This window comes from Vibrio atlanticus (assembly GCF_024347315.1).
In the GTDB taxonomy this organism is placed as follows: domain Bacteria; phylum Pseudomonadota; class Gammaproteobacteria; order Enterobacterales; family Vibrionaceae; genus Vibrio; species Vibrio atlanticus.
In genome coordinates this window covers 2,854,340-2,875,252 of record NZ_AP025460.1, presented here as the reverse complement: position 1 = coordinate 2,875,252, position 20,913 = coordinate 2,854,340, and the positions used below count along the sequence as shown (strand labels likewise).

At 44.6% G+C, this 20,913-nt stretch carries 20 protein-coding genes; 10 read left to right on the top strand and 10 right to left on the bottom strand.

What is annotated here, in order from left to right:
* Window positions 1-16 precede the first annotated feature (16 nt).
* Window positions 17-535, top strand: a complete 519-nt coding sequence (gene luxS / locus OCV30_RS12760; RefSeq protein WP_009847612.1) for an S-ribosylhomocysteine lyase — start codon at window positions 17-19, stop codon at window positions 533-535.
* 160 nt (window positions 536-695) lie between these two features.
* Here luxS and OCV30_RS12755 read toward each other — a convergent pair whose 3' ends face one another.
* Together OCV30_RS12755 and OCV30_RS12750 are read right to left on the bottom strand one after the other, a co-directional pair.
* Complete coding sequence (locus OCV30_RS12755; RefSeq protein ID WP_009847611.1) at window positions 696-1,967, bottom strand: HlyC/CorC family transporter; 1,272 nt, start codon at window positions 1,965-1,967, stop codon at window positions 696-698.
* A 127-nt stretch (window positions 1,968-2,094) separates the two neighbouring features.
* On the bottom strand, window positions 2,095-2,889 hold the full coding sequence (locus OCV30_RS12750) for a cytochrome C assembly family protein (protein ID WP_065678058.1): 795 nt from the start codon (window positions 2,887-2,889) through the stop codon (window positions 2,095-2,097).
* Between the two features lie 200 nt (window positions 2,890-3,089).
* Here OCV30_RS12750 and ffh point away from each other — a divergent pair, with 200 nt between their 5' ends.
* From ffh to rplS, 5 genes are all read left to right on the top strand, one after another.
* Window positions 3,090-4,484, top strand: coding sequence for a signal recognition particle protein (gene ffh, locus OCV30_RS12745; RefSeq protein ID WP_004735506.1), 1,395 nt, complete (start codon window positions 3,090-3,092; stop codon window positions 4,482-4,484).
* Window positions 4,485-4,696: 212 nt separating this feature from the next.
* Window positions 4,697-4,945, top strand: a complete 249-nt coding sequence (gene rpsP / locus OCV30_RS12740; RefSeq protein ID WP_004735508.1) for a 30S ribosomal protein S16 — start codon at window positions 4,697-4,699, stop codon at window positions 4,943-4,945.
* A gap of 26 nt (window positions 4,946-4,971) precedes the next feature.
* The gene (gene rimM, locus OCV30_RS12735; protein ID WP_065678059.1) at window positions 4,972-5,526 is read left to right on the top strand and encodes a ribosome maturation factor RimM; all 555 of its coding nucleotides are present in this window, start codon (window positions 4,972-4,974) and stop codon (window positions 5,524-5,526) included.
* 26 nt (window positions 5,527-5,552) lie between these two features.
* Window positions 5,553-6,293 carry a tRNA (guanosine(37)-N1)-methyltransferase TrmD gene (trmD, locus tag OCV30_RS12730; RefSeq protein ID WP_009847608.1) on the top strand — a complete coding sequence of 247 codons (741 nt, stop codon included), beginning with the start codon at window positions 5,553-5,555 and terminating at the stop codon, window positions 6,291-6,293.
* A 59-nt stretch (window positions 6,294-6,352) separates the two neighbouring features.
* Window positions 6,353-6,706, top strand: coding sequence for a 50S ribosomal protein L19 (gene rplS / locus OCV30_RS12725; protein WP_009847607.1), 354 nt, complete (start codon window positions 6,353-6,355; stop codon window positions 6,704-6,706).
* A 327-nt stretch (window positions 6,707-7,033) separates the two neighbouring features.
* On the opposite strand, the gene yacG is transcribed toward rplS, so the two are convergent.
* From yacG to nadC, 8 genes are all read right to left on the bottom strand, one after another.
* A complete protein-coding gene (gene yacG, locus OCV30_RS12720; protein WP_065678060.1) occupies window positions 7,034-7,231 on the bottom strand; it encodes a DNA gyrase inhibitor YacG in 198 nt (65 codons plus the stop codon).
* Window positions 7,232-7,474: 243 nt separating this feature from the next.
* Window positions 7,475-8,215, bottom strand: a complete 741-nt coding sequence (gene zapD, locus OCV30_RS12715) for a cell division protein ZapD (protein ID WP_065678061.1) — start codon at window positions 8,213-8,215, stop codon at window positions 7,475-7,477.
* A gap of 26 nt (window positions 8,216-8,241) precedes the next feature.
* Window positions 8,242-8,856 carry a dephospho-CoA kinase gene (gene coaE, locus OCV30_RS12710; protein ID WP_065678062.1) on the bottom strand — a complete coding sequence of 205 codons (615 nt, stop codon included), beginning with the start codon at window positions 8,854-8,856 and terminating at the stop codon, window positions 8,242-8,244.
* 2 nt (window positions 8,857-8,858) lie between these two features.
* Window positions 8,859-9,728 (bottom strand): prepilin peptidase, encoded by an 870-nt coding sequence (locus OCV30_RS12705; protein ID WP_065678063.1) that lies wholly within the window; start codon window positions 9,726-9,728, stop codon window positions 8,859-8,861.
* 68 nt (window positions 9,729-9,796) lie between these two features.
* A complete protein-coding gene (locus tag OCV30_RS12700; RefSeq protein ID WP_065678064.1) occupies window positions 9,797-11,023 on the bottom strand; it encodes a type II secretion system F family protein in 1,227 nt (408 codons plus the stop codon).
* Window positions 11,024-11,038: 15 nt separating this feature from the next.
* Window positions 11,039-12,724, bottom strand: a complete 1,686-nt coding sequence (pilB, locus tag OCV30_RS12695) for a type IV-A pilus assembly ATPase PilB (RefSeq protein ID WP_065678065.1) — start codon at window positions 12,722-12,724, stop codon at window positions 11,039-11,041.
* Window positions 12,725-13,123, bottom strand: a complete 399-nt coding sequence (locus OCV30_RS12690) for a pilin (RefSeq protein WP_065678066.1) — start codon at window positions 13,121-13,123, stop codon at window positions 12,725-12,727. It abuts the gene before it with no gap.
* A 254-nt stretch (window positions 13,124-13,377) separates the two neighbouring features.
* Entirely contained in the window at window positions 13,378-14,268 is an 891-nt protein-coding gene (nadC, locus tag OCV30_RS12685; RefSeq protein ID WP_017103843.1) for a carboxylating nicotinate-nucleotide diphosphorylase, read from the bottom strand.
* Between the two features lie 135 nt (window positions 14,269-14,403).
* On the opposite strand from nadC, the gene ampD reads away from it, so the two are divergent.
* From ampD to aceF, 4 genes are all read left to right on the top strand, one after another.
* Entirely contained in the window at window positions 14,404-14,952 is a 549-nt protein-coding gene (gene ampD, locus OCV30_RS12680; RefSeq protein WP_065678067.1) for a 1,6-anhydro-N-acetylmuramyl-L-alanine amidase AmpD, read from the top strand.
* 482 nt (window positions 14,953-15,434) lie between these two features.
* Window positions 15,435-16,196 (top strand): pyruvate dehydrogenase complex transcriptional repressor PdhR, encoded by a 762-nt coding sequence (gene pdhR, locus OCV30_RS12675; protein ID WP_009847596.1) that lies wholly within the window; start codon window positions 15,435-15,437, stop codon window positions 16,194-16,196.
* Between the two features lie 62 nt (window positions 16,197-16,258).
* On the top strand, window positions 16,259-18,922 hold the full coding sequence (gene aceE / locus OCV30_RS12670) for a pyruvate dehydrogenase (acetyl-transferring), homodimeric type (RefSeq protein WP_065678068.1): 2,664 nt from the start codon (window positions 16,259-16,261) through the stop codon (window positions 18,920-18,922).
* Window positions 18,923-18,948: 26 nt separating this feature from the next.
* Window positions 18,949-20,853, top strand: a complete 1,905-nt coding sequence (gene aceF, locus OCV30_RS12665) for a pyruvate dehydrogenase complex dihydrolipoyllysine-residue acetyltransferase (RefSeq protein WP_065678069.1) — start codon at window positions 18,949-18,951, stop codon at window positions 20,851-20,853.
* The last annotated feature ends 60 nt before the right edge of the window (window positions 20,854-20,913 follow it).

The window sequence follows — 20,913 nt, the reverse complement described above, 5'->3', positions numbered from 1 at the left end:
GTCATGGAGAATAGCAATGCCTTTATTAGATAGTTTTACTGTTGATCACACGCGCATGAACGCACCTGCAGTTCGTGTTGCTAAAACAATGCAAACCCCAAAAGGGGATACCATTACGGTATTTGACCTGCGTTTTACTGCACCAAACAAAGATATCCTATCTGAGAGAGGTATTCATACTCTCGAGCACCTATACGCTGGGTTCATGCGTGCTCACCTCAATGGCTCTGCGGTTGAGATCATTGATATTTCGCCTATGGGTTGTCGTACCGGTTTCTATATGAGCTTGATTGGTACGCCTTCAGAGCAGCAAGTGGCTGAAGCTTGGTTAGCGGCTATGCAAGACGTACTGAAAGTTGAGAACCAGAATAAGATCCCTGAGTTGAACGAATACCAGTGTGGTACTGCGGCAATGCATTCCTTAGATGAAGCTAAAGAGATTGCGAATGCAATCATCGCTACCGGTATTTCAGTAAACAAAAATGATGAACTGGCATTGCCAGAGTCGATGCTTCAAGAGCTTAAAATCGACTAATCACTTTTCTTTACTTTAGATGCGCTTCACTCTAGATACATTTCAATCTAGAGACAGAGCGAGTTAGATACTAAAAGGCCCGGTTCAATGAACCGGGCCTTTTGTTGTAGAAGGACTTAGTTGGTTACTCAGTGGGTTACTCTCATATAATGAGTCGGCTCTATCCGTTTACGATCTGCGGAAACACACGCACCAGCTTGATGCGATTCTCTTCGAGCTCAACAATTTCCATTGGATGGCTGGCAACCTGAACACTCAGGTGACTCTCTGGAATATCTTCAAGATGCTCCAGTATCAAACCATTAAGTGTTCTTGGTCCATCGGTAGGTAGTGCCCACTGCAAACCTTTGTTGATATCTCGGATATTAGCGCTACCTTCAATCAAGAAGCTACCATCGCTTTGCGGTGTAATCTCTTCAGATAAACTTGGTGCGATTGAAGTCGTAAATTCGCCCACGATCTCTTCGAGAATATCTTCGAGGGTAACCAAACCGTTAATATCGCCATACTCATCAACAATCAAACCGATACGCTGTTTGTTGCGTTGGAATTTAAGCAGTTGGGTGTTAAGCGGTGTCGCTTCCGGAATAAAGTAGATCTCATCTGCAGCACGCAGCAGGGTCTCTTTATTGAATTCGTTCTTTTCGAGCATCAAGCGATAAGCTTCACGTAGCCTCAGCATGCCAACCACTTCATCTATCTGATCACGGTACAACACGATGCGACCATGAGGTGAATGAGTGAGCTGACGCACGATCGATTTCCAATCATCATTGATGTCGATGCCAGTGATCTCGTTACGTGGCACCATTATGTCATTTACGGTGACGTGTTCTAAATCGAGAATAGACACCAACATATCTTGGTGACGCTGTGGTATTAGGCTACCCGCTTCATTTACTACGGTTCTGAGTTCTTCTGAGCTTAGATGATCGGTTGCATCATGGTTAGCTTTAACGCCTAAGATACGAATGAAGCCATTGGTAATAAAGTTGACCAAGATAACCAATGGAGATAGCACCTTCATCAGTATTATTAATAGAATACTGCTGGCGTAAGAAACTCGTTCAGGGAAAAGAGAAGCGATTGTTTTTGGTGTAACCTCAGCAAACACGAGGATCACTAGGGTCAGGGCTCCGGTTGCGATTGCAACACCGATATCGCCGTAGATACGCATACCAAGAATAGTCGCGATCGCGGATGCAAGAATATTGACGAGATTGTTGCCGATGAGAATAAGGCCAATCAATCTGTCTGGGCGACTTAGAAGTTTTTCTACGCGTTTGGCACCTTTATGACCCGTATTGGCCAAGTGTTTTAAACGGTAGCGGTTCAAGGACATCATGCCCGTTTCGGAACCAGAGAAATAACCAGAAATTACAATGAGACACGCGAGTAGCGCAAATAAGATACCCGTTGATATGTCGTCCAAAACTATTCTTTTCCTTTTTGTGTATCTTGATTAATTTATGACCGAACATGGTCGAGATGTCAATTGAATGTATCGTACTCAATATTTTAAAGGCAAGGTGTGTGAGACCTTGCCTTCATTATCCAGATTAATTCAGGATTATTTCCTGAACGAAGCGGCTACCGAAGTAAGCTAATGTGAGCATGGTGGCACCCGCAAGGGCAAACCATGTAACTTTTTGCCCACGCCAACCTTTTTGATAGTGACCCCAAAGAAGGATGGAATAGATGACCCAAGCTATAAAAGACAATACTGCTTTATGTGCTTTACCTTGAGCAAACATATCTTGTACGAAGATAAGTCCAGTTAATAAAGTACCTGTTAACAAACCATTACCGATTAAAATGATCTTGAAAAGCTGTCTTTCCACCATCATTAAAGGAGGTAGGTTAGGGTTTATCACTAAGGCTTTTTTCTTTTTAAGTTTGTGATCTAGCCACGCGAGTTGCATAGCGTATAGCGCACCGATGGTAAGTGTCGCGTATGAGAACAGAGCTAAAGATATGTGTAGCAACAGCTTTGGGTCATTCTCTAAGTGTTTGATGAAGGTGCTAGGAAGAAAAGTGGCAGCCATTAGATTTAGAGCAGCGAAGCTATAAACAACAGGTAAGATGAACCACAAACGGGTTTTGAGCATAGCACCGCTCATGACCACAGATATGATTAAACTGATTAAAGAAGCAACGTTTAAGATACTGAGGTTTTGACCACTGGCATTAAAGATTAAATCGCCAAGCAACCAAGCATGGAAAGCTAAAGCAAGTAATGCGCTGATAAACACCGTTTTTACACGGATTCCTGTTTGGTGCACGAGACCTGGAATGATCGTGAAAATCGCCATTGTATAAAGAAAGGCTGCTGCGATCGCAATAAGACTGTCCATGGTATCCATTTAAATGATTACTAATTGGCGAATTATACCTCGCATCGCTCTTTGGGGCTATGGTGAACCTCATTCAATTCCAAGTGAATAATGTCTCACATCACATGCGTGGATGATTAACGCTCCACAACGGGTATGACTCTAATCCGCGCTAATGTATACTCACAGTAATAGTCGCAGTTTTGAGCGAAGAGAAAACTATGTTTGATAATTTAACGGATCGTCTATCCAAAACGCTGAAAAACATCAGCGGTAAAGGTCGCCTGACCGAAGACAATATTAAAGAGACGCTGCGTGAAGTACGTATGGCGCTACTTGAAGCCGACGTTGCACTGCCAGTTGTCCGTGATTTTGTTAAGCGCGTAAAAGAAGGCGCTGTGGGTGTCGAGGTTTCTAAATCTCTCACACCGGGTCAAGAATTCATTAAGATCGTTCAAGCTGAACTTGAAGCTGTGATGGGAGAGTCTAACGAGGCTCTTGACCTAGCAGCACAACCGCCAGCAGTTATCTTAATGGCGGGTCTACAAGGTGCGGGTAAAACCACATCGGTAGGTAAGCTATCTAAGCTCCTGACTGAGCGTGATAAGAAGAAAGTTTTGGTTGTGTCTGCCGACGTTTACCGTCCAGCCGCGATCAAACAGCTTGAAACCTTAGCAAGCGATGTGGGTGTCGACTTCTTCCCATCTTCAGCTGACCAAAAGCCTCTTGATATTGCAAACGCTGCAATCGACCACGCGAAGAAGAAATTCTACGATGTGCTAATTGTCGATACTGCCGGTCGTTTGGCTATCGATGAAGAGATGATGGGTGAAATCAAAGAGCTTCATACTGCCATTAAACCAGTAGAGACGCTGTTCGTTGTTGATGCTATGACAGGTCAAGATGCTGCGAATACTGCAAAAGCCTTTGGCGATACGCTACCACTAACCGGTGTTATCTTAACGAAAGTGGATGGTGACGCGCGTGGTGGTGCTGCACTGTCTGTTCGTCACATCACAGGTAAGCCGATTAAATTCTTAGGTGTTGGTGAAAAGACTGACGCACTAGAACCATTCCACCCAGATCGTGTTGCTTCTCGTATCCTTGGTATGGGCGACGTACTGTCTCTTATTGAAGACCTACAGAAAAACGTTGATACCGAGAAAGCAGAGAAACTGGCTAAGAAGTTCAAAGAGAAGAAAGGCTTTGACCTTGAAGACTTCCGTGAGCAACTTGGTCAGATGAAAAACATGGGCGGCATGATGGGCATGATGGATAAGCTTCCAGGCATGTCTCAACTACCAGACAACGTTAAAGATAAAGTTGATGACAAGATGTTCAAGCAAATGGAAGCGATCATCAACTCTATGACAATGAAAGAGCGTCAGCGCCCAGACCTAATCAAAGGCTCACGCAAAAAGCGTATTGCTGCAGGTTCTGGTACGCAAGTACAAGATGTAAACCGTATGCTTAAACAGTTCACTCAAATGCAGAAGATGATGAAGAAAATGCAGAAAGGTGGAATGAAAGGCATGATGCGCAACATGCAAGGCATGATGGGCGGCGGTGGAGGTATGGGCGGAATGGGTGGTGGTTTTAACCCGTTTGGCCGATAATCTACAAATGTAAGCTTTAGCTACGTTACTTTTCATAGTGTTAGCCGTGTCACAGAAAGTGAGCGGTGGCTATGTTGGTGAAAAAATAGCTAAAGCCCTTGCATTGCCCCGGAATAAGAGTAAAATTCCGGGGCTTTAATTTGGCACGAGACCCCAAGCTATTTACTTATACTTGGGGTTAATTATTTTATTAAGAAAGCAAAGAGGACGACATGGTAACCATTCGTTTGGCACGTCACGGTGCAAAGAAGCGCCCATTTTATCAAATCGTAGTTGCGGATAGCCGTAACTCTGTAACTGGCCGTTTCATCGAGAAAGTAGGTTTCTTTAACCCTACTGCTCAAGGTCAAGAAGAAGGTCTACGTCTAGACCTAGATCGTGTTAACCACTGGGTTGGTCAAGGCGCATCTCTATCTGACCGCGTAGCTAAGCTAGTTAAAGACGCTCAAAAAGCGGCTTAATTCTTTTTTAAAAAGAGAAATAGCTTATGTCGATGAAGGGTAAAGAAACGATGAGCGAGCAAAACGAAAGAATTGTTATGGGTAAACTTGGGTCTACCTATGGTATTCGTGGCTGGCTTAAAGTGTTCTCCTACACAGACAATGCTGAAAGCATATTTGATTACAGTCCTTGGTATTTAAAGCTAAAGGGCGAGTGGGTTGAGTATAAAGTTGAAAGCTGGAAACGTCATGGTCAAGGCTATGTATGTAAGCTAGCGGGATTAGATGTACGTGAAGACGCGCAACTGATGACCAATTTTGAAATTGCTATTGACCCTGCTTCATTACCTGAATTGTCAGAAGATGAATTCTACTGGCGCGAATTGTTCGGTATGCAAGTTTTTACCACTAAAGATTACAACCTTGGTGAGGTCACTGACCTATTAGAAACTGGCTCGAACGATGTTCTAGTAATCAAAGCAAATCTTAAAGATGCTTTTGGCCAAAAGGAACGGTTAATCCCGTACCTTGAAGAGCAAGTGATCAAGAAAGTTGATCGCGAAGCTCGCCGGATCGAAGTTGACTGGGATCCTGGATTCTAACTCCAAATTACAGAGCGAGAGAACACATGTGGGTTGGCATTATTAGCCTTTTTCCTGAAATGTTCCGTTCTGTTACTGATTTTGGAGTAACAGGTCAAGCGGTTAAAAAAGGTCTTTTATCTATTGAAACATGGAATCCTCGTGATTTCACTCATGATAAACATCGCACTGTTGATGACAGACCTTACGGTGGTGGTCCTGGCATGTTAATGATGGTTCAGCCTTTGCGCGATGCTATCCAAACAGCCAAACAGGCAGCACCGGGAAAGACGAAGGTTATTTACCTTTCACCTCAAGGTCGTAAACTCGACCAACAAGGTGTTGAAGAGCTGGCAACAAACGAGAACTTGCTTCTTATTTGTGGTCGCTATGAAGGGGTAGATGAGCGCATCATTCAATCTGAAGTCGACGAAGAATGGTCGATTGGAGATTTTGTGATGACGGGTGGCGAGCTGCCAGCCATGACGTTGATTGATTCAGTATCTCGGTTTGTTCCGGGTGTACTTGGAGATTTCGCATCAGCAGAAGAAGATTCTTTTGCAAATGGTTTGCTAGATTGTCCCCATTATACGCGCCCTGAGGTGCTAGACGATAAAGATGTGCCATCGGTACTCAAGTCTGGAAACCATAAGGACATTCGTCGCTGGCGATTGAAACAATCGTTGGGCCGAACTTGGCTAAGAAGACCAGAACTCCTGGAAAACCTAGCTCTGACTGACGAACAGGAACAATTACTGGCTGAATTCATTAAAGAGCAACGCTCTTAACGAAAAGCAAGCAGTAACCTATTAAATTTAGTATCAGTTTATTCTAGGAATTTATACAAATGAGCAACATCATCAAGGCTCTTGAAGAAGAGCAACTAAAATCAGACCTTCCTAAATTCGCACCAGGTGACACTGTTGTAGTTAAGGTTAAGGTAAAAGAAGGTGACCGTGAGCGTCTACAGGCTTTCGAAGGCGTTGTAATCGCTATTCGTAACCGTGGTCTACACTCTGCATTCACAGTTCGTAAGATCTCGAACGGTGAAGGCGTAGAGCGTGCGTTCCAAACTCACTCTCCAATGGTTGATAGCATCGAAGTTAAACGCCGTGGTGCAGTACGTCGTGCCAAGTTGTACTACCTACGTGAGCGTTCTGGTAAGTCAGCTCGTATTAAAGAGAAGCTTACTAAGAAGTAATTCTTTTTGCATTCTATCGATAAAAGCGGAGCCATTTGGCTCCGCTTTTTTGTGTCTGCTATTTAGAGTCTCACAGGTAAGAGATCTCCAACTTGCTCGTTCCTCACTCTTGAGGATGACGAATGACAAGCCTTGATACCTTGATAGGCTGTCGAACCGCTGAGGGAGTTTTTGAATCAACCAGAGCTGTCATTCCCTAGACTGACGAAGGAAGGAGTAGGGAATCCCCATTAGTGCCGTGTTATAGGCAATAAAAAAGGATTGCCGTAAAACGTCAATCCTTCAAATTCTATTCGCTATTCGCTATTCGCTATTCGCTACTCGCGCCTAGTGTGGGCCTTCAGACCAACCATCGCTATCCGACATATCGGGTGCGCCAGCGATGCTGTTTTCTTCGTCTGCCCATTCACCGAAATCAATCATCTGACATTGCTTGCTGCAAAACGGGCGGTGTGGGCTTTGTTCACCCCATTCAACGTCAGTATTACATTGAGGGCATTTAACGATGGTGATTTTGTTCGACATAGTGATTCTTAATTAGAGGGTGTAGTAATACCAATCGTAGCAAATAACTGGTCATCCTAGCTTGTTAAAACGCTCGATAACTTCGTTAGAAATTTTGATTGTAGAATAACTACTTATCGAAAATTTCTGTCTTGTTCTCAAGCCTTTTTCCTACGCTATTTATGAACACTTACTTACTGTGATTGGCATAAGAAATAGTTTAGGCTCAAGTGAGGACTCAAGCCAAACAATAAAGGAAATGAATTAGCTGCAGATAGCCAACTCAAATTCAATATCTTGAGTACAGGCTTGCCCAGTTTCAAAGCTCATAAATTTAATAGCGAAACGGTTTTTATGTCCCGAGATCATCGGGTAGGCACCGTACTGCATTGGAATTGAAAGGCGAAGGATATTCGCTTCATCAGCATCGCTTTGGAAGAAACCTGTACGAGCGATCTGATCCTTAAAGTGACCAGTCTCTCTGGTGAGCTTCAACCATAGTGTTAGCGCTTCATACAGAGGCTGTAAGCTATCCATCCATGTCTTAGCATCTCTAATTCTTTTATCAAGAGGAAGATGAAGCCAATAATGTAGAGCCGGTAAATCAAAGCAACATGAGCCACCTGGCAAGTTAAAGCGTTGACGAATAGCGCTAAGGAAGCGGTCCTCTTTTAATGATTGCCCAAAACGTTCCGCCTGCATCAGTTCACGATAGATATGACTAATATCATTGAGCAATGATGTCAGCATCTCTTGATCGACACCTTCAACATCTAACCAACTTTTATAGGTTACACGCTGTTTTTCAATATCTTTTGCGAGTTCGCACTTAAGTTGTATCTGTTCGAATATTTCAATCAGATCAAAGATAGAACGGAAAAAGAGTTGATACTGTTGAGCATCGGAAAATGCAGAAGACAGGTGTAACTGCCTCAAGAGTGATTCAACTCTTAAGTAGATGCGTGTTTTCTCATTTAGAGGATGTTCAAATTTGTGGGTGATCATCGAGCAAACCTTCATTCAACATTGTTCTATTCTGACCCATCTACTGCACTGATTGCCAGATACTTTTGATGTAAATCTGTGATTTGAGGCAAAAGTTCTTGGTTTTTAGTATGGTTTTTAATCACGTCATCTGCAACTGCTAAGCGCTGTTCTCTTGATGCCTGTGATTTTAAAATTGATTTAACTTGTTCCCTAGAAACATTATCGCGACTCATCGTACGTTCTATTTGCACTTCTACCGGCACATCAACGATTAATACGCGATCGGTCATGCCTTGCATTTGGTTTTCAACCAATAGCGGTGCGACTAATAAAGCATAAGGGGATGTGACTTTAGACAGGTCACTGTCAATTTTGTCGCGGATCATAGGGTGAAGCAGTTCATTGAGCCATTGTTTCTCTGTGGGATCAGAAAAGATCACTTCGCGCAGTTTAGCTCGGTTTAGCGCCCCATCTTCGAGCAATACCTCTTCACCAAAATGAGTCGCAATCTGTTTTAGACCTTCACTGCCCAACGCCACCACTTCACGTGCCACGATATCAGCATCGACAATATCAATGTGAAAATGTTCGCTGAAGAGATTAGCTACCGTCGTTTTACCACTGGCGATCCCACCGCTTAATCCGATAATGATTGCCATGATTAAATCCCTAGTACAGAAGTGAAATACCAACCCATGATGTCATTGCCCCACATCAAACTTACCCAACCCGCAATCGCCAGGTAAGGTCCAAATGGGAAGGCTTTATCTATGCCTTGCTGTTTCAAGCGAAGTTGAATCAAGCCGAAAACCAAACCAACCAGCGAGGACAAAAGAATGATCATTGGTAGGTGTTGCCAGCCAAGCCATGCACCTAATGCGGCTAGGAGTTTGAAGTCTCCATATCCCATGCCTTCTTTGCCTGTTAGTAGCTTGAACAACCAATAAACAGACCACAAAGCTAGATAGCCAGCCATTGCGCCAACTACGGAATTTTGAAGCGAGACAGGGCTGATGTTAAACAGTGCTAAAGCGATACCAGACCAAACCAAAGGTAAGGTGATTTGATCAGGTAACAGCATGGTATCTAGGTCGATAAAGGTTGCGGCAATCAATGCAAAGGTGAAAAAAATCAAAGCAATGGCGTAGTAACTGAAACCAAAGTGGCTAGCCACTACGGTGCATAGTATTGCAGTCAGCAGTTCGACCAATGGATAGCGAGCACTGATTGGGTTAGCACAGCTATGACACTTCCCTTTTAAGAACAACCAGCTTAATACTGGAACATTGTCGACGATTCTTAATTGGGTTTTACATTTCGGGCAAGCCGAACGAGGGATACTGAGATTGAACTTCCCCTCTGGCGCTGGAATTTTATATTGAGAGAAATACTCCGAGCACTCTTGTTGCCACTCTCGTTCCATCATAATCGGTAAACGGTGTATGACTACGTTGAGGAAACTGCCAATAAGAAGGCTAAAAATGAAAGCTAATACGGGGAATAGCCAAGGATAGTAGTGAAATACTTCCATAGTGTCCTTTACCACTTAATCAATACAAGCAGAGGTTCTCTGCTTGAGGGGTGTTTGGTTGCTTTTAGCTATCCTAACACACTCATAAGATTAAAGATCGGTAAGTACATCGCGACAACAAGTCCACCAATAGCGGTGCCTAAAAATACGATGATCAGTGGCTCTAGAATCTTACCTAAATTATCGACGGTGTTGTCGACTTCAAATTCATAAATAGATGCGATTTTATTGAGCATGTCATCAAGGTTACCGGACTCTTCTCCTATCATGACCATCTGCAAAACCATCTCAGGAAAGGCATCGGTATTGCGCATCGCGATATACATCGGCATGCCAGCGGCAGTTTCACGATGAACCTCGATGATGGCCGATTCATAATGCAAGTTACCTGCTGTTTTGGCTGTGGTCTTCAGGCTGGTTAAAATAGGAATCCCTGAACTAAAACTGGTTGATAAGGTTCGGCTGAATTTGGCGATTGAGGCTTTGGCCAATACTCCGCCAAGAATAGGGAATCGCAAACCTAGACGGCTGAATGATAAACGAATGGAATAAGACCGTTGACGCAGTTGGTAGGTAAATAATGTGACTAACCCTATGCCAACGGCAGCATAGAGACTGTAAGCCTGTACCCAATGCGAAAGGGAGAGTACTTGTTGAGTAAACCAAGGGAGGTCTGCCCCGAAGCCTGAAAACATCGATTCAAATTCAGGAATGACCATGGTGAGCATTAAGTAAGAGACAGTCAAAGCGACAGCGACCACCATTGTGGGGTAAATCAGTGCTTTTATGACCTTAGACTTTAGCTGCTCACTCTTTTCTCTATAGGTTGCTAAGCGTTCAAATACTTGCGCTAGGTTTCCGGAAAGCTCGCCCGTAGCGACCAAATCGGTGTACAGGTCGTCAAAGTGAGTGCTTGCCGTCCGCATCGCTTTTGATATAGGGGTTCCCGCTTCTACACCTCGACAGATGTGCAATAAAATTGATTTCATTTCAGCTTTACGGTGATTGTCTGACACTAGCTTAATGGCCTGAACGATAGGCACGCCAGTGGCAAGCATGGTCGCAAGTTGTCGAGTCAAAATGGTGATGTCTTTGGCTTTGACTCGATGTGTTAAACGAGTGACTGCTGAGATACTTTTCTTTTTGATTTTCTTAATCTGAATATGCTGCTCTTTGAGCTTTTCTCGTACTTCTAATTCAGCGAGTGCCAAGGTTTGCCCTGACACCTTTTTGCCTGAGCTGTTTATGCCTTTCCAGTGGTAGTTTTTTAATTGTGACTGCAGTTTAGTGCTCATGAGTGCTCCGATGGATTATAGATACAGAACACGTTGCAGTTCTTGATAGCTGGTGGTGCCTTCAAGCAACTTATCGATACCGGATTCTTGCAGTGTTCTCATTCCTTCTCTACGCGCGAGATCTTCAATCTCTAACGCGTTAGGTTTATTGATCAGACTATTTTTTAGTTTGTCGGTGAACGGCATTACTTCGTAGATACCCACTCGACCGGAGTAACCCTGATTACACTCATTGCATCCTTGTGGGGTGGCTTTGTAGATGTTTTGGCTGTTAGGAATAGAGTGACGTAGAAATATGTCCGGCGAGTTGTCAGCTGTTTTACAGTGGTTGCACAGTCGCCTTGCCAGTCGCTGCGCGATAATCAGGCTTAATGACGAGGCGAGGTTAAATGGTTCAATCCCCATATGGGCGAGTCGAGTCACGGTTTCCGAAGCTGAGTTAGTATGGAGTGTCGAGAGGACTAAGTGACCCGTTTGCGATGCTTTGATCGCGATCTCTGCGGTTTCTAAATCACGGATCTCACCGACCATCACTACATCAGGGTCTTGTCGCAAGAACGATCGTAGTGCTTCGGCAAACCCAAAACCGATCTTTGGCGTCACCTGTACCTGATTGATACCACACAGGTTGATCTCCACCGGATCTTCAGCTGTTGAGATATTACGCTCAGAGGTGTTAAGCATGCGAAGTCCAGTGTAAAGAGATACCGTTTTGCCACTGCCTGTGGGCCCAGTCATTAAGATCATCCCTTGGGGGCGTTTTAGGGCATTGAGATAGAGCGCTTTTTGATCCTCGCTGTAACCTAATTTATCGATATCTAAATTGGCTGCGCTGCTGTCTAGAAGACGCAGTACGATCTTTTCTCCCCACAATGTCGGCAGAGTCGACACACGCATATCGATCGCCAGCTCGTCGTTCAAACGCAGCTTAATACGGCCGTCTTGAGGTAAGCGACGTTCAGCGATATCAAGTTTGGCGAGAATCTTTAAACGAGCGGATAACCGACGGCTTAAATGAGACGCGGGTTGTTGGACCTCAACAAGAATGCCATCGCAACGCAGACGCACTCGGTAGTTTTCTTCATAAGGTTCGAAGTGGATGTCTGATGCGCCTTTACGCACCGCATCAACCAGTATCTGATTGATAAATCGACTGACAGGGGAGTCGTCTTGACTGAGATCTTCAATTGAACTCATTTCATCATCAGAGACTTCAACAAGATTGGCGAGCTCATCTTGGGTGATCTCTTTGCGCTTGGAGTCTTGCCCGGAAATAGAGCGACCATACAGCTTTCGTATGGCGCCTTCTAATTCTGAATAGTTAGCGACAACGAGTTCTATCTGCAATCCAGTCGCGAATCTAAAATCGTCTTCAGCTTGCAAGTCGGTTGGATCGGCAGAGGCGAGTGTGAGAGTAGAATTAGATATGGAAACTGGGATAGCACAGTACTTGGTGATCAGTTCACGAAGACCTAACTGTTCGCATAAAGCTTCATAGTCCGTATTGCCAAGTTGTACCAACGGCAAGCCGAAAATGGCCTTAATGTTATGCGCGAGACTCTCGCCGGTGAATAAGCCCAAAGTGAGCAAAGCTTCAGGCGTAGACCCACCAGAAGCTTGAACCTGCTCTGTAACAGCTTGTTTTTGAGTCAGGCTAAGCAAGTTAGCCTGACGGAGAACGGTTGGGAGGTTAGTTAGCACCTATGAGCAACCGTTTATACTAACACCAGCCGATACGGTTAAAGCGCAAGTCCACGAACCATTTGTAGTATCTCTTGATAGGATGACTTTAGAGCCACGACCACCACCTGATGTTACTTCAACTGTAACGTTATTAGATGCTACGGCAACAGTTCCAAGAGAGAATGGAGTTGCATTAACTGCTGCTGAAGTTCCCGGGTAAGTACCATTGACAGCAATATAATCTTCAATATTTGTTTTAAGTGCTGTAGCTGTTGCATATGCAGCGCCTGCTGCTCCTTTTTTTACGTAGGTCTGATATTGTGGTATCGCAATAGCAGCTAATACCCCAATTACAGCCACTACAATCATCAATTCAATCAGCGTAAAGCCTTTCTGGTTTTTTCTTTTGTTTTTCATAGTTCTATTCCATTCGTTAGTTTGTTTCAGTGCAAGCACCGGTTGATGGAGAGAATAGAAGTTGAGATCGAGAAGTGGAATGGTGTTCAGGTGTGGGCGCGAGTGGTTTTGTATTTATTGGTGTGTTGTTTCATATGGATCGCAAAATTATGCGATCAGCTTAGTTAACTGATTGATATACTGATAATAAAAGCAATAAAAAGGCATGGCTGATTGCCATGCCTAGAAGTTAAGTGATTGATAGAACTATGAGATTAAGCTTTGAATCGCATTGAAAGGTCCATTGCTTTTAGATGCTTAGTCAGTGCACCTACTGAGATGTAATCGACACCCGTTTCAGCGAACTCTGCAATCGTATCTAAAGTCACGTTACCTGAGTTTTCTAGTGCTGCACGACCTGCGTTAATTTTAACGGCTTCACGCATCATGTCAGTGGTGAAGTTATCTAGCATGATGATGTCTGCACCGGCGCTGATCGCTTGCTCAAGCTCTGCTAGGCTTTCTGTTTCCACTTCCACTGGCTTACCCGGGTTCAGCTCTTTTGCTGTCGAGATCGCTTTCTCAATGCCACCACATGCGATGATATGGTTTTCTTTGATTAGGTACGCATCGAAAACGCCAATACGGTGGTTGAAGCCACCACCACAAGCCACAGCGTATTTTAGTGCGCTGCGAAGTCCTGGAATTGTTTTACGCGTGTCTAATAGGCGGCATTCTGTGTGTTTGATTTTGTCAGCGTAGATTGCTGTCGCCGTCGCACAACCAGATAGTGTTTGAATAAAGTTCATTGCGTTACGCTCACCGGTTAAAAGTGCGCGAGCAGGTCCTGTTAGCGTGCAAAGTGTTTGGTTTGGTTCAACTTTGTCACCGTCTTCTACGTTCCACTCGATAGTGACTTCACCGCCCAATTGCTTAAACACTTCATCAGCCCAAGCTTTACCACAGAATACACCATGTTCACGGGTAATGATGGTTGCGCTGTTGATTGCGTCTGCAGGGATTAGACTTGCCGTAATATCAGCCGCTGGATCTAACGTTCCACCTAGATCTTCTTTGATGGTCTCAGCGACTGCGCGAGTGATCTCTAGCGGCAGTTGCTCTTTTAAGTAATCAAGGCGTTGGTGGCTGTTATGTGTGTTTTTCATCGCAAATCTAATCTTGAAAGGGAGTGGGAATGGAATGATACTCTTGCTTAACTTCAAATTAAAGAGGCTAGCGCGACTGCTCTATGGGCAAAGTCACAATCTTATTGCGCTAGTAGAAAAGAAAGCGAGACTAAGATGACGATCAGCTCCAACGGATGGTACGACAATGCTCGGCATGTTCCTTCTCCGTATTTTGATGCTAGACCCAGCACCGACGATATCTCTCTGCTGGTGGTTCATAACATTAGTTTACCACCGGGCCAATTTGGCGGCCCTTACATTGAACAGTTTTTCACGGGCAAACTTGATCCGGCAGATCATCCATTTTTTAAAGTGATTCACCAAATGGGCGTTTCGGCACATTGCTTGATTCGCCGCGATGGGGAAGTGGTGCAGTTCGTTTCTTTCTTAGACCGAGCTTGGCATGCGGGTCAATCGAGCTTCGCTGGCCGTGAAAGATGTAATGACTACTCGATTGGCATTGAATTGGAAGGCAGTGACTTTGTTGCTTATACCGAGCAGCAATATCAATCTTTGACTCAATTGACGAATACATTGATGTCGACGTTCCCGCAGATTACGCGCCAGCGTATCACTGGCCATCAATACATAGCCCCGCTACGAAAAACTGACCCCGGTTTGGTTTTTGATTGGCAGAAGTTTAAAGGCGAGCTCAAGGTTTAAGCCTCATTATCGAAGATGTTCTTATTGTTGCTAGTGGTTGAATAGTCAACGCCTAGCATAGTGACTTGTGAATTTTTGTTGTTGCGATGTAAATAAAGTGGTTAGGGGGAGGGCGTCAATAAATCGAGAGTGTGACGAGCTTATCAAACGATCTAATATTAAAACTTATGAACAGGATTTCTACCTCTAATGTGCGCTTGGTTTGATTTTTAATCAAGTGGCACTCATCTTTCTGAAACAATCCATTTTTATCCTGAAACTTTCTAGCACGGATACTCCCCAAAAGTATTACCCCTGTAAATGGTAAGACCAAATTGGTTGCTGTTTTAAATTTCATTTGTTAAATCATGGTTAATTCGTGCTGTGTTCTATGATTCAGGTCAATTTTAGTCTGGACAGTGGCGTTTTAATTATGTTAATTTCTGCCCAACTTAAAATTGGTAATACCAATTGTCAGCGAAGAAAAAGAAGAACAACAAACTATGGCTTATCAAAGGATTCGTCAGCCAAAACTCTCGGACGTTATCGAACAAGAGTTAGAAAGGTTGATAGTGGAAGGAACACTGGCTCCAGGGCAGCAGCTGCCGCCTGAGCGTGAACTGGCGAAACAGTTCGATGTGTCTCGTCCTTCAATCCGAGAAGCGATACAACGTTTAGAAGCAAAACGCTTGCTTACTCGCCGTCAAGGTGGAGGTACGTTTGTTAGCGAAAATATCTGGAAAAGCTTTTCAGATCCTTTGCTTAATTTGTTGTCCTCCCATTCTGAAACCCAACTAGACTTGTTGGAATCGCGTCATGCGATGGAAGGGATTTCGGCTTACTTCGCGGCATTACGTGGTACTGATGAAGACTTTGCTCGAATTCAAGCATGCCAAGAAAAAATTCGCGGTGCGCAAGATAAGGGTGATATTGAAGCCGAGTCTGCAGCTGTGATGGCTTTTCTTATTGCTTTAACAGAGGCAGCGCACAATGTGGTGTTATTGCACATTGTTCGTAGCTTGGCTCCGTTACTCGAACAAAACGTCTTAGAAAATTTAAAACTGTTGCATCGTCGTAAAGACGTTGTGGAGAAAGTGAGTATACATCGAGCTAACATTGTAGATGCGATCGTTTCAGGACAGCCAGAACAGGCGCGTGAAATGTCACACTCTCATTTAGCTTACATCGAAGAAACATTGATGGATTTGACCAAAGAAGAATCGCGCCGCGAACGTTCTTTACGTCGAATCCAACAGGGTAAATAGTCGTAATACTTCGGCTTTTTACGTGTTTAGTAGAATCCAACTAACAAAAAGGATAGATCGCCATGTCTGACATGAAGCATGACGTTGATGCTCTGGAAACTCAAGATTGGTTAGAAGCTCTTGAGTCAGTAGTACGTGAAGAAGGTGTAGAACGTGCACAGTTTTTACTAGAACAAGTTCTAGATAAAGCGCGTTTAGATGGTGTTGATATGGCTACAGGCATCAACACGAATTACATCAACACAATTCCAGCAGCACAAGAGCCAGCTTACCCTGGTGACGTAACTCTTGAGCGTCGTATTCGTTCGATTATTCGCTGGAACGCAATCATGATTGTATTGCGTGCTTCTAAGAAAGACCTAGACCTTGGTGGTCACATGGCTTCTTACCAGTCAGCTGCTGCGTTCTACGAAGTATGTTTTAACCACTTCTTCCGTGCTCCAAACGAGACAGACGGTGGCGATCTAGTTTACTACCAAGGTCATATCTCTCCTGGTATCTACTCTCGTGCATTCGTTGAAGGTCGTCTAACTGAAGAACAGCTAGATAACTTCCGTCAAGAAGTTGATGGTAAAGGTATCCCTTCTTACCCGCACCCTAAACTGATGCCTGAGTTCTGGCAGTTCCCTACAGTATCTATGGGTCTAGGCCCTATCTCTGCTATCTACCAAGCGCGCTTCCTTAAGTACCTTGAAGGTCGTGGCATGAAAGATACTTCTGCTCAACGTGTATACGCTTTCCTAGGCGACGGTGAGATGGATGAGCCAGAATCACGTGGTGCTATCTCTTTCGCTGCGCGTGAGAAGCTAGACAACCTATGTTTCCTAATCAACTGTAACCTACAGCGTCTAGACGGCCCTGTAATGGGTAACGGTAGCATCATCCAAGAACTTGAAGGCCTATTTAAAGGCGCAGGTTGGAACGTTGTTAAAGTTATCTGGGGTAGCAACTGGGATTCTCTACTAGCTAAAGACACGACTGGTAAGCTTCTTCAACTAATGAATGAAACTATCGATGGTGACTACCAAACATTCAAATCTAAAGATGGCGCATACGTACGTGAGCACTTCTTTGGTAAGTACCCAGAAACAGCTGCACTAGTTGCAGACATGACTGACGACCAAATCTTCGAACTGAAACGTGGTGGTCACGATTCTTCTAAACTGTTCGCTGCATTCAACAATGCAAAAGAGACAGGTGGCAAACCAACAGTAATCCTAGCTAAGACAGTTAAAGGTTACGGTATGGGTGAAGCTGCAGAAGGTAAGAACATCGCTCACGGTGTTAAGAAGATGGACATGACTCACGTACAATACCTACGTGACCGTCTAGGCCTACAAGACATCCTTTCTGATGAGAAAGTATCTGAGCTTCCTTACCTAACACTGGAAGAAGGTTCAGCGGAGTACGAATACCTACATGCTCGTCGTAAAGCACTACAAGGTTACACTCCTCAGCGTCTGCCAAAATTCACTCAAGAGTTCAAAGTTCCTGAGCTAGACGCATTCGCACCTCTACTGGGTGAACAGAAGCGTGATATCTCTACAACGATGGCTTATGTACGTACGCTTAACATCCTTCTTAAAGATAAGAACATTGGTAAGAACATTGTTCCTATCATCTGTGATGAAGCTCGTACATTCGGTATGGAAGGTCTATTCCGTCAGGTTGGTATCTACAACCCACACGGTCAAGACTACACGCCTGAAGATAAAGGCATCGTTTCTTACTACAAAGAAGCGACTTCTGGTCAAGTTCTTCAAGAAGGTATCAACGAACTAGGTTCTATGGCTTCATGGGTTGCAGCTGCAACTTCATACAGCACAAACGATCTACCGATGATTCCGTTCTACATCTACTACTCAATGTTCGGTTTCCAACGTATTGGTGACATGGCTTGGTTAGCAGGTGACCAACAAGCTCGTGGTTTCCTACTTGGTGCAACTGCAGGCCGTACAACGCTAAACGGCGAAGGTCTACAGCACGAAGATGGCCACTCGCACATCATGGCGAACACAGTACCTAACTGTATCTCTTACGACCCAACGTTTGCTTACGAGCTAGCGGTAATCATGCAAGACGGTATCCGTCGCATGTACGGTGAGAACCAAGAGAATGTTTACTACTACCTAACAGTAATGAACGAGAACTACGCAATGCCAGCAATGCCAGAAGGCGCTGAAGAAGGCATCCGTAAAGGTATCTACAAGCTTGAATCTCACGCTGGTGCTAAGGGCAAAGTTCAACTAATGAGCTCTGGTACTATCATGAACGAAGCGCGTAAAGCAGCTAAGATCCTGAGCGAAGAGTACGGCGTAGCATCTGATGTATTCTCTGTAACGTCGTTCAACGAATTGACTCGTGACGGCCAAGCGGTAGAGCGTGACAACATGCTTCACCCAGAAGCTGAAGAGAAAGTACCGTACATCACAACTGTTCTTGGTAACGAACCTGCAATCGCAGTTACGGATTACATGAAGAACTACGCTGAGCAAGTACGTGCATTCATGCCTTCTGAGTCTTACAAAGTACTTGGTACTGACGGTTTCGGTCGCTCAGACAGCCGTGAAAACCTACGTCGTCACTTCGAAGTAAATGCAGGCTACGTTGTTGTTGCAGCACTTACTGAACTGGCTAAACGTGGTGATGTTGAGAAATCAGTAGTTGCTGAAGCAATTGCTAAATTCGGCATCGACGCAGACAAAATTAACCCGCAATACGCATAAGACTGGCATTAAGGTAGGTAAATACAATGACAATCGAAATTAATGTACCAGACATCGGTGCTGACGAGGTTGAAGTAACTGAGATTCTTGTAAACGTTGGCGACAAGGTTGAAGAAGAACAGTCACTGATCACTGTTGAAGGCGACAAAGCTTCAATGGAAGTTCCTGCGTCTCAAGCGGGTATCGTTAAAGAAATCAAAATAGCAGAAGGCGATTCTGTTTCTACTGGTTCTCTTATCATGATCTTCGAAGCGGAAGGTGCAGCAGCACCGGCTGCGCCAGCAGTTGAAGCGGCGGCACCAGTTGCAGCAGCTCCTGCAGCGGCGGCCCCTTCTGTTGCGAACGAGCTTAAAGAAGTTCACGTTCCTGATATCGGCGGTGATGAAGTTGAAGTAACTGAAATCATGGTAGCTATTGGCGACGCAGTAGAAGAAGAGCAATCTCTTCTTACTGTTGAAGGTGACAAGGCTTCAATGGAAGTTCCTGCACCATTTGCTGGTATCGTTAAAGAAATCAAGATCGCTTCTGGTGATTCAGTATCTACTGGTTCTCTAGTAATGGTATTTGAAGTGGCAGGTTCTGGCGCTCCAGTTGCAGCAGCTCCTGCTCCAGCGGCGGCACCAGTTGCAGCGGCTCCAGCAGCATCTGCTGAGAAAGAAGTGAACGTTCCTGATATCGGTGGTGACGAAGTAGAAGTTACTGAGATCATGGTAGCGGTTGGCGATACAGTAGAAGAAGAGCAATCTCTAATTACTGTTGAAGGCGACAAAGCTTCAATGGAAGTGCCTGCACCATTCGCTGGTACAGTAAAAGAAATCAAGATTGCAGCTGGCGACAAAGTGTCAACAGGCTCTTCAATCATGACTTTCGTTGTTGAAGGCGCAGCTCCAGTAGCAGTAGCGGCTTCAGCTCCAGCACAAGCAGCAGCTCCGGCAGCAGCACCTGCACCTAAAGCAGAAGCAGTAGCTCCAGCAGCTGGCGACTTCCAAGAGAACGGCGAGTACGCTCACGCATCTCCAGTTGTTCGTCGTCTAGCTCGTGAATTCGGTGTAAATCTAGCGAAAGTTAAAGGTACTGGTCGTAAGAGTCGCGTACTTAAAGAAGACGTTCAGTCTTACGTTAAAGATGCACTTAAGCGTCTTGAGTCTGGTGCAGCAGCATCTGGCAAAGGCGGCGATGGTTCTGCTCTTGGTCTACTACCGTGGCCAAAAGTTGACTTCAGCAAGTTCGGCGAAACTGAAGTTCAGAAGCTTTCTAAGATTAAGAAGATCTCTGGCGCTAACCTGCACCGTAACTGGGTAATGATCCCGCACGTTACACAGTGGGACAACGCAGACATCACTGAGCTAGAAGCATTCCGTAAAGAACAGAACGCAATCGAAGCGAAGAAAGACACTGGCATGAAGATCACTCCACTTGTGTTCATCATGAAAGCTGTTGCTAAAGCGTTAGAAGCATTCCCAGCGTTTAACTCTTCTCTTTCTGAAGATGGCGAAAGCATCATTCTTAAGAAGTACGTAAACGTGGGTATCGCTGTTGATACACCAAACGGCCTAGTTGTTCCTGTTTTCAAAGACGTGAACAAGAAAGGCATTTACGAGCTATCTGAAGAGCTAATGGCTGTTTCTAAGAAAGCACGTTCTGGTAAGCTAACAGCGGCAGACATGCAAGGCGGTTGTTTCACAATCTCTAGCCTTGGTGGTATTGGCGGTACTGCATTTACTCCAATCGTAAATGCTCCAGAAGTAGGTATCCTAGGTGTATCTAAGTCTGAAATTAAGCCTGTTTGGAATGGCAAAGAGTTCCAACCACGTCTACAGCTTCCACTGTCTCTATCATACGATCACCGTGTGATCGATGGTGCTGAAGGTGCACGCTTCATTACTTTCCTAAACAGCGCACTATCTGACATTCGTCGTCTAGTACTGTAATTGAGAAAGTAATTATTAAGGTGACTTTCGGGTCACCTTAATTCTTTATATAAAGACTAT

Excerpts from the sequence above, each read along its gene's own strand:
- luxS (WP_009847612.1), top strand. The coding sequence starts at position 17 with ATGCCTTTATTAGATAGTTTTACTGTTGATCACACGCGCATGAACGCA.
- OCV30_RS12750 (WP_065678058.1), bottom strand. The coding sequence starts at position 2,889 with ATGGACAGTCTTATTGCGATCGCAGCAGCCTTTCTTTATACAATGGCG.
- ffh (WP_004735506.1), top strand. The coding sequence starts at position 3,090 with ATGTTTGATAATTTAACGGATCGTCTATCCAAAACGCTGAAAAACATC.
- rpsP (WP_004735508.1), top strand. The coding sequence starts at position 4,697 with ATGGTAACCATTCGTTTGGCACGTCACGGTGCAAAGAAGCGCCCATTT.
- rimM (WP_065678059.1), top strand. The coding sequence starts at position 4,972 with ATGTCGATGAAGGGTAAAGAAACGATGAGCGAGCAAAACGAAAGAATT.
- trmD (WP_009847608.1), top strand. The coding sequence starts at position 5,553 with ATGTGGGTTGGCATTATTAGCCTTTTTCCTGAAATGTTCCGTTCTGTT.
- rplS (WP_009847607.1), top strand. The coding sequence starts at position 6,353 with ATGAGCAACATCATCAAGGCTCTTGAAGAAGAGCAACTAAAATCAGAC.
- yacG (WP_065678060.1), bottom strand. The coding sequence starts at position 7,231 with ATGTCGAACAAAATCACCATCGTTAAATGCCCTCAATGTAATACTGAC.
- zapD (WP_065678061.1), bottom strand. The coding sequence starts at position 8,215 with ATGATCACCCACAAATTTGAACATCCTCTAAATGAGAAAACACGCATC.
- coaE (WP_065678062.1), bottom strand. The coding sequence starts at position 8,856 with ATGGCAATCATTATCGGATTAAGCGGTGGGATCGCCAGTGGTAAAACG.
- OCV30_RS12705 (WP_065678063.1), bottom strand. The coding sequence starts at position 9,728 with ATGGAAGTATTTCACTACTATCCTTGGCTATTCCCCGTATTAGCTTTC.
- OCV30_RS12700 (WP_065678064.1), bottom strand. The coding sequence starts at position 11,023 with ATGAGCACTAAACTGCAGTCACAATTAAAAAACTACCACTGGAAAGGC.
- OCV30_RS12690 (WP_065678066.1), bottom strand. The coding sequence starts at position 13,123 with ATGAAAAACAAAAGAAAAAACCAGAAAGGCTTTACGCTGATTGAATTG.
- nadC (WP_017103843.1), bottom strand. The coding sequence starts at position 14,268 with ATGAAAAACACACATAACAGCCACCAACGCCTTGATTACTTAAAAGAG.
- ampD (WP_065678067.1), top strand. The coding sequence starts at position 14,404 with ATGACGATCAGCTCCAACGGATGGTACGACAATGCTCGGCATGTTCCT.
- pdhR (WP_009847596.1), top strand. The coding sequence starts at position 15,435 with ATGGCTTATCAAAGGATTCGTCAGCCAAAACTCTCGGACGTTATCGAA.
- aceE (WP_065678068.1), top strand. The coding sequence starts at position 16,259 with ATGTCTGACATGAAGCATGACGTTGATGCTCTGGAAACTCAAGATTGG.
- aceF (WP_065678069.1), top strand. The coding sequence starts at position 18,949 with ATGACAATCGAAATTAATGTACCAGACATCGGTGCTGACGAGGTTGAA.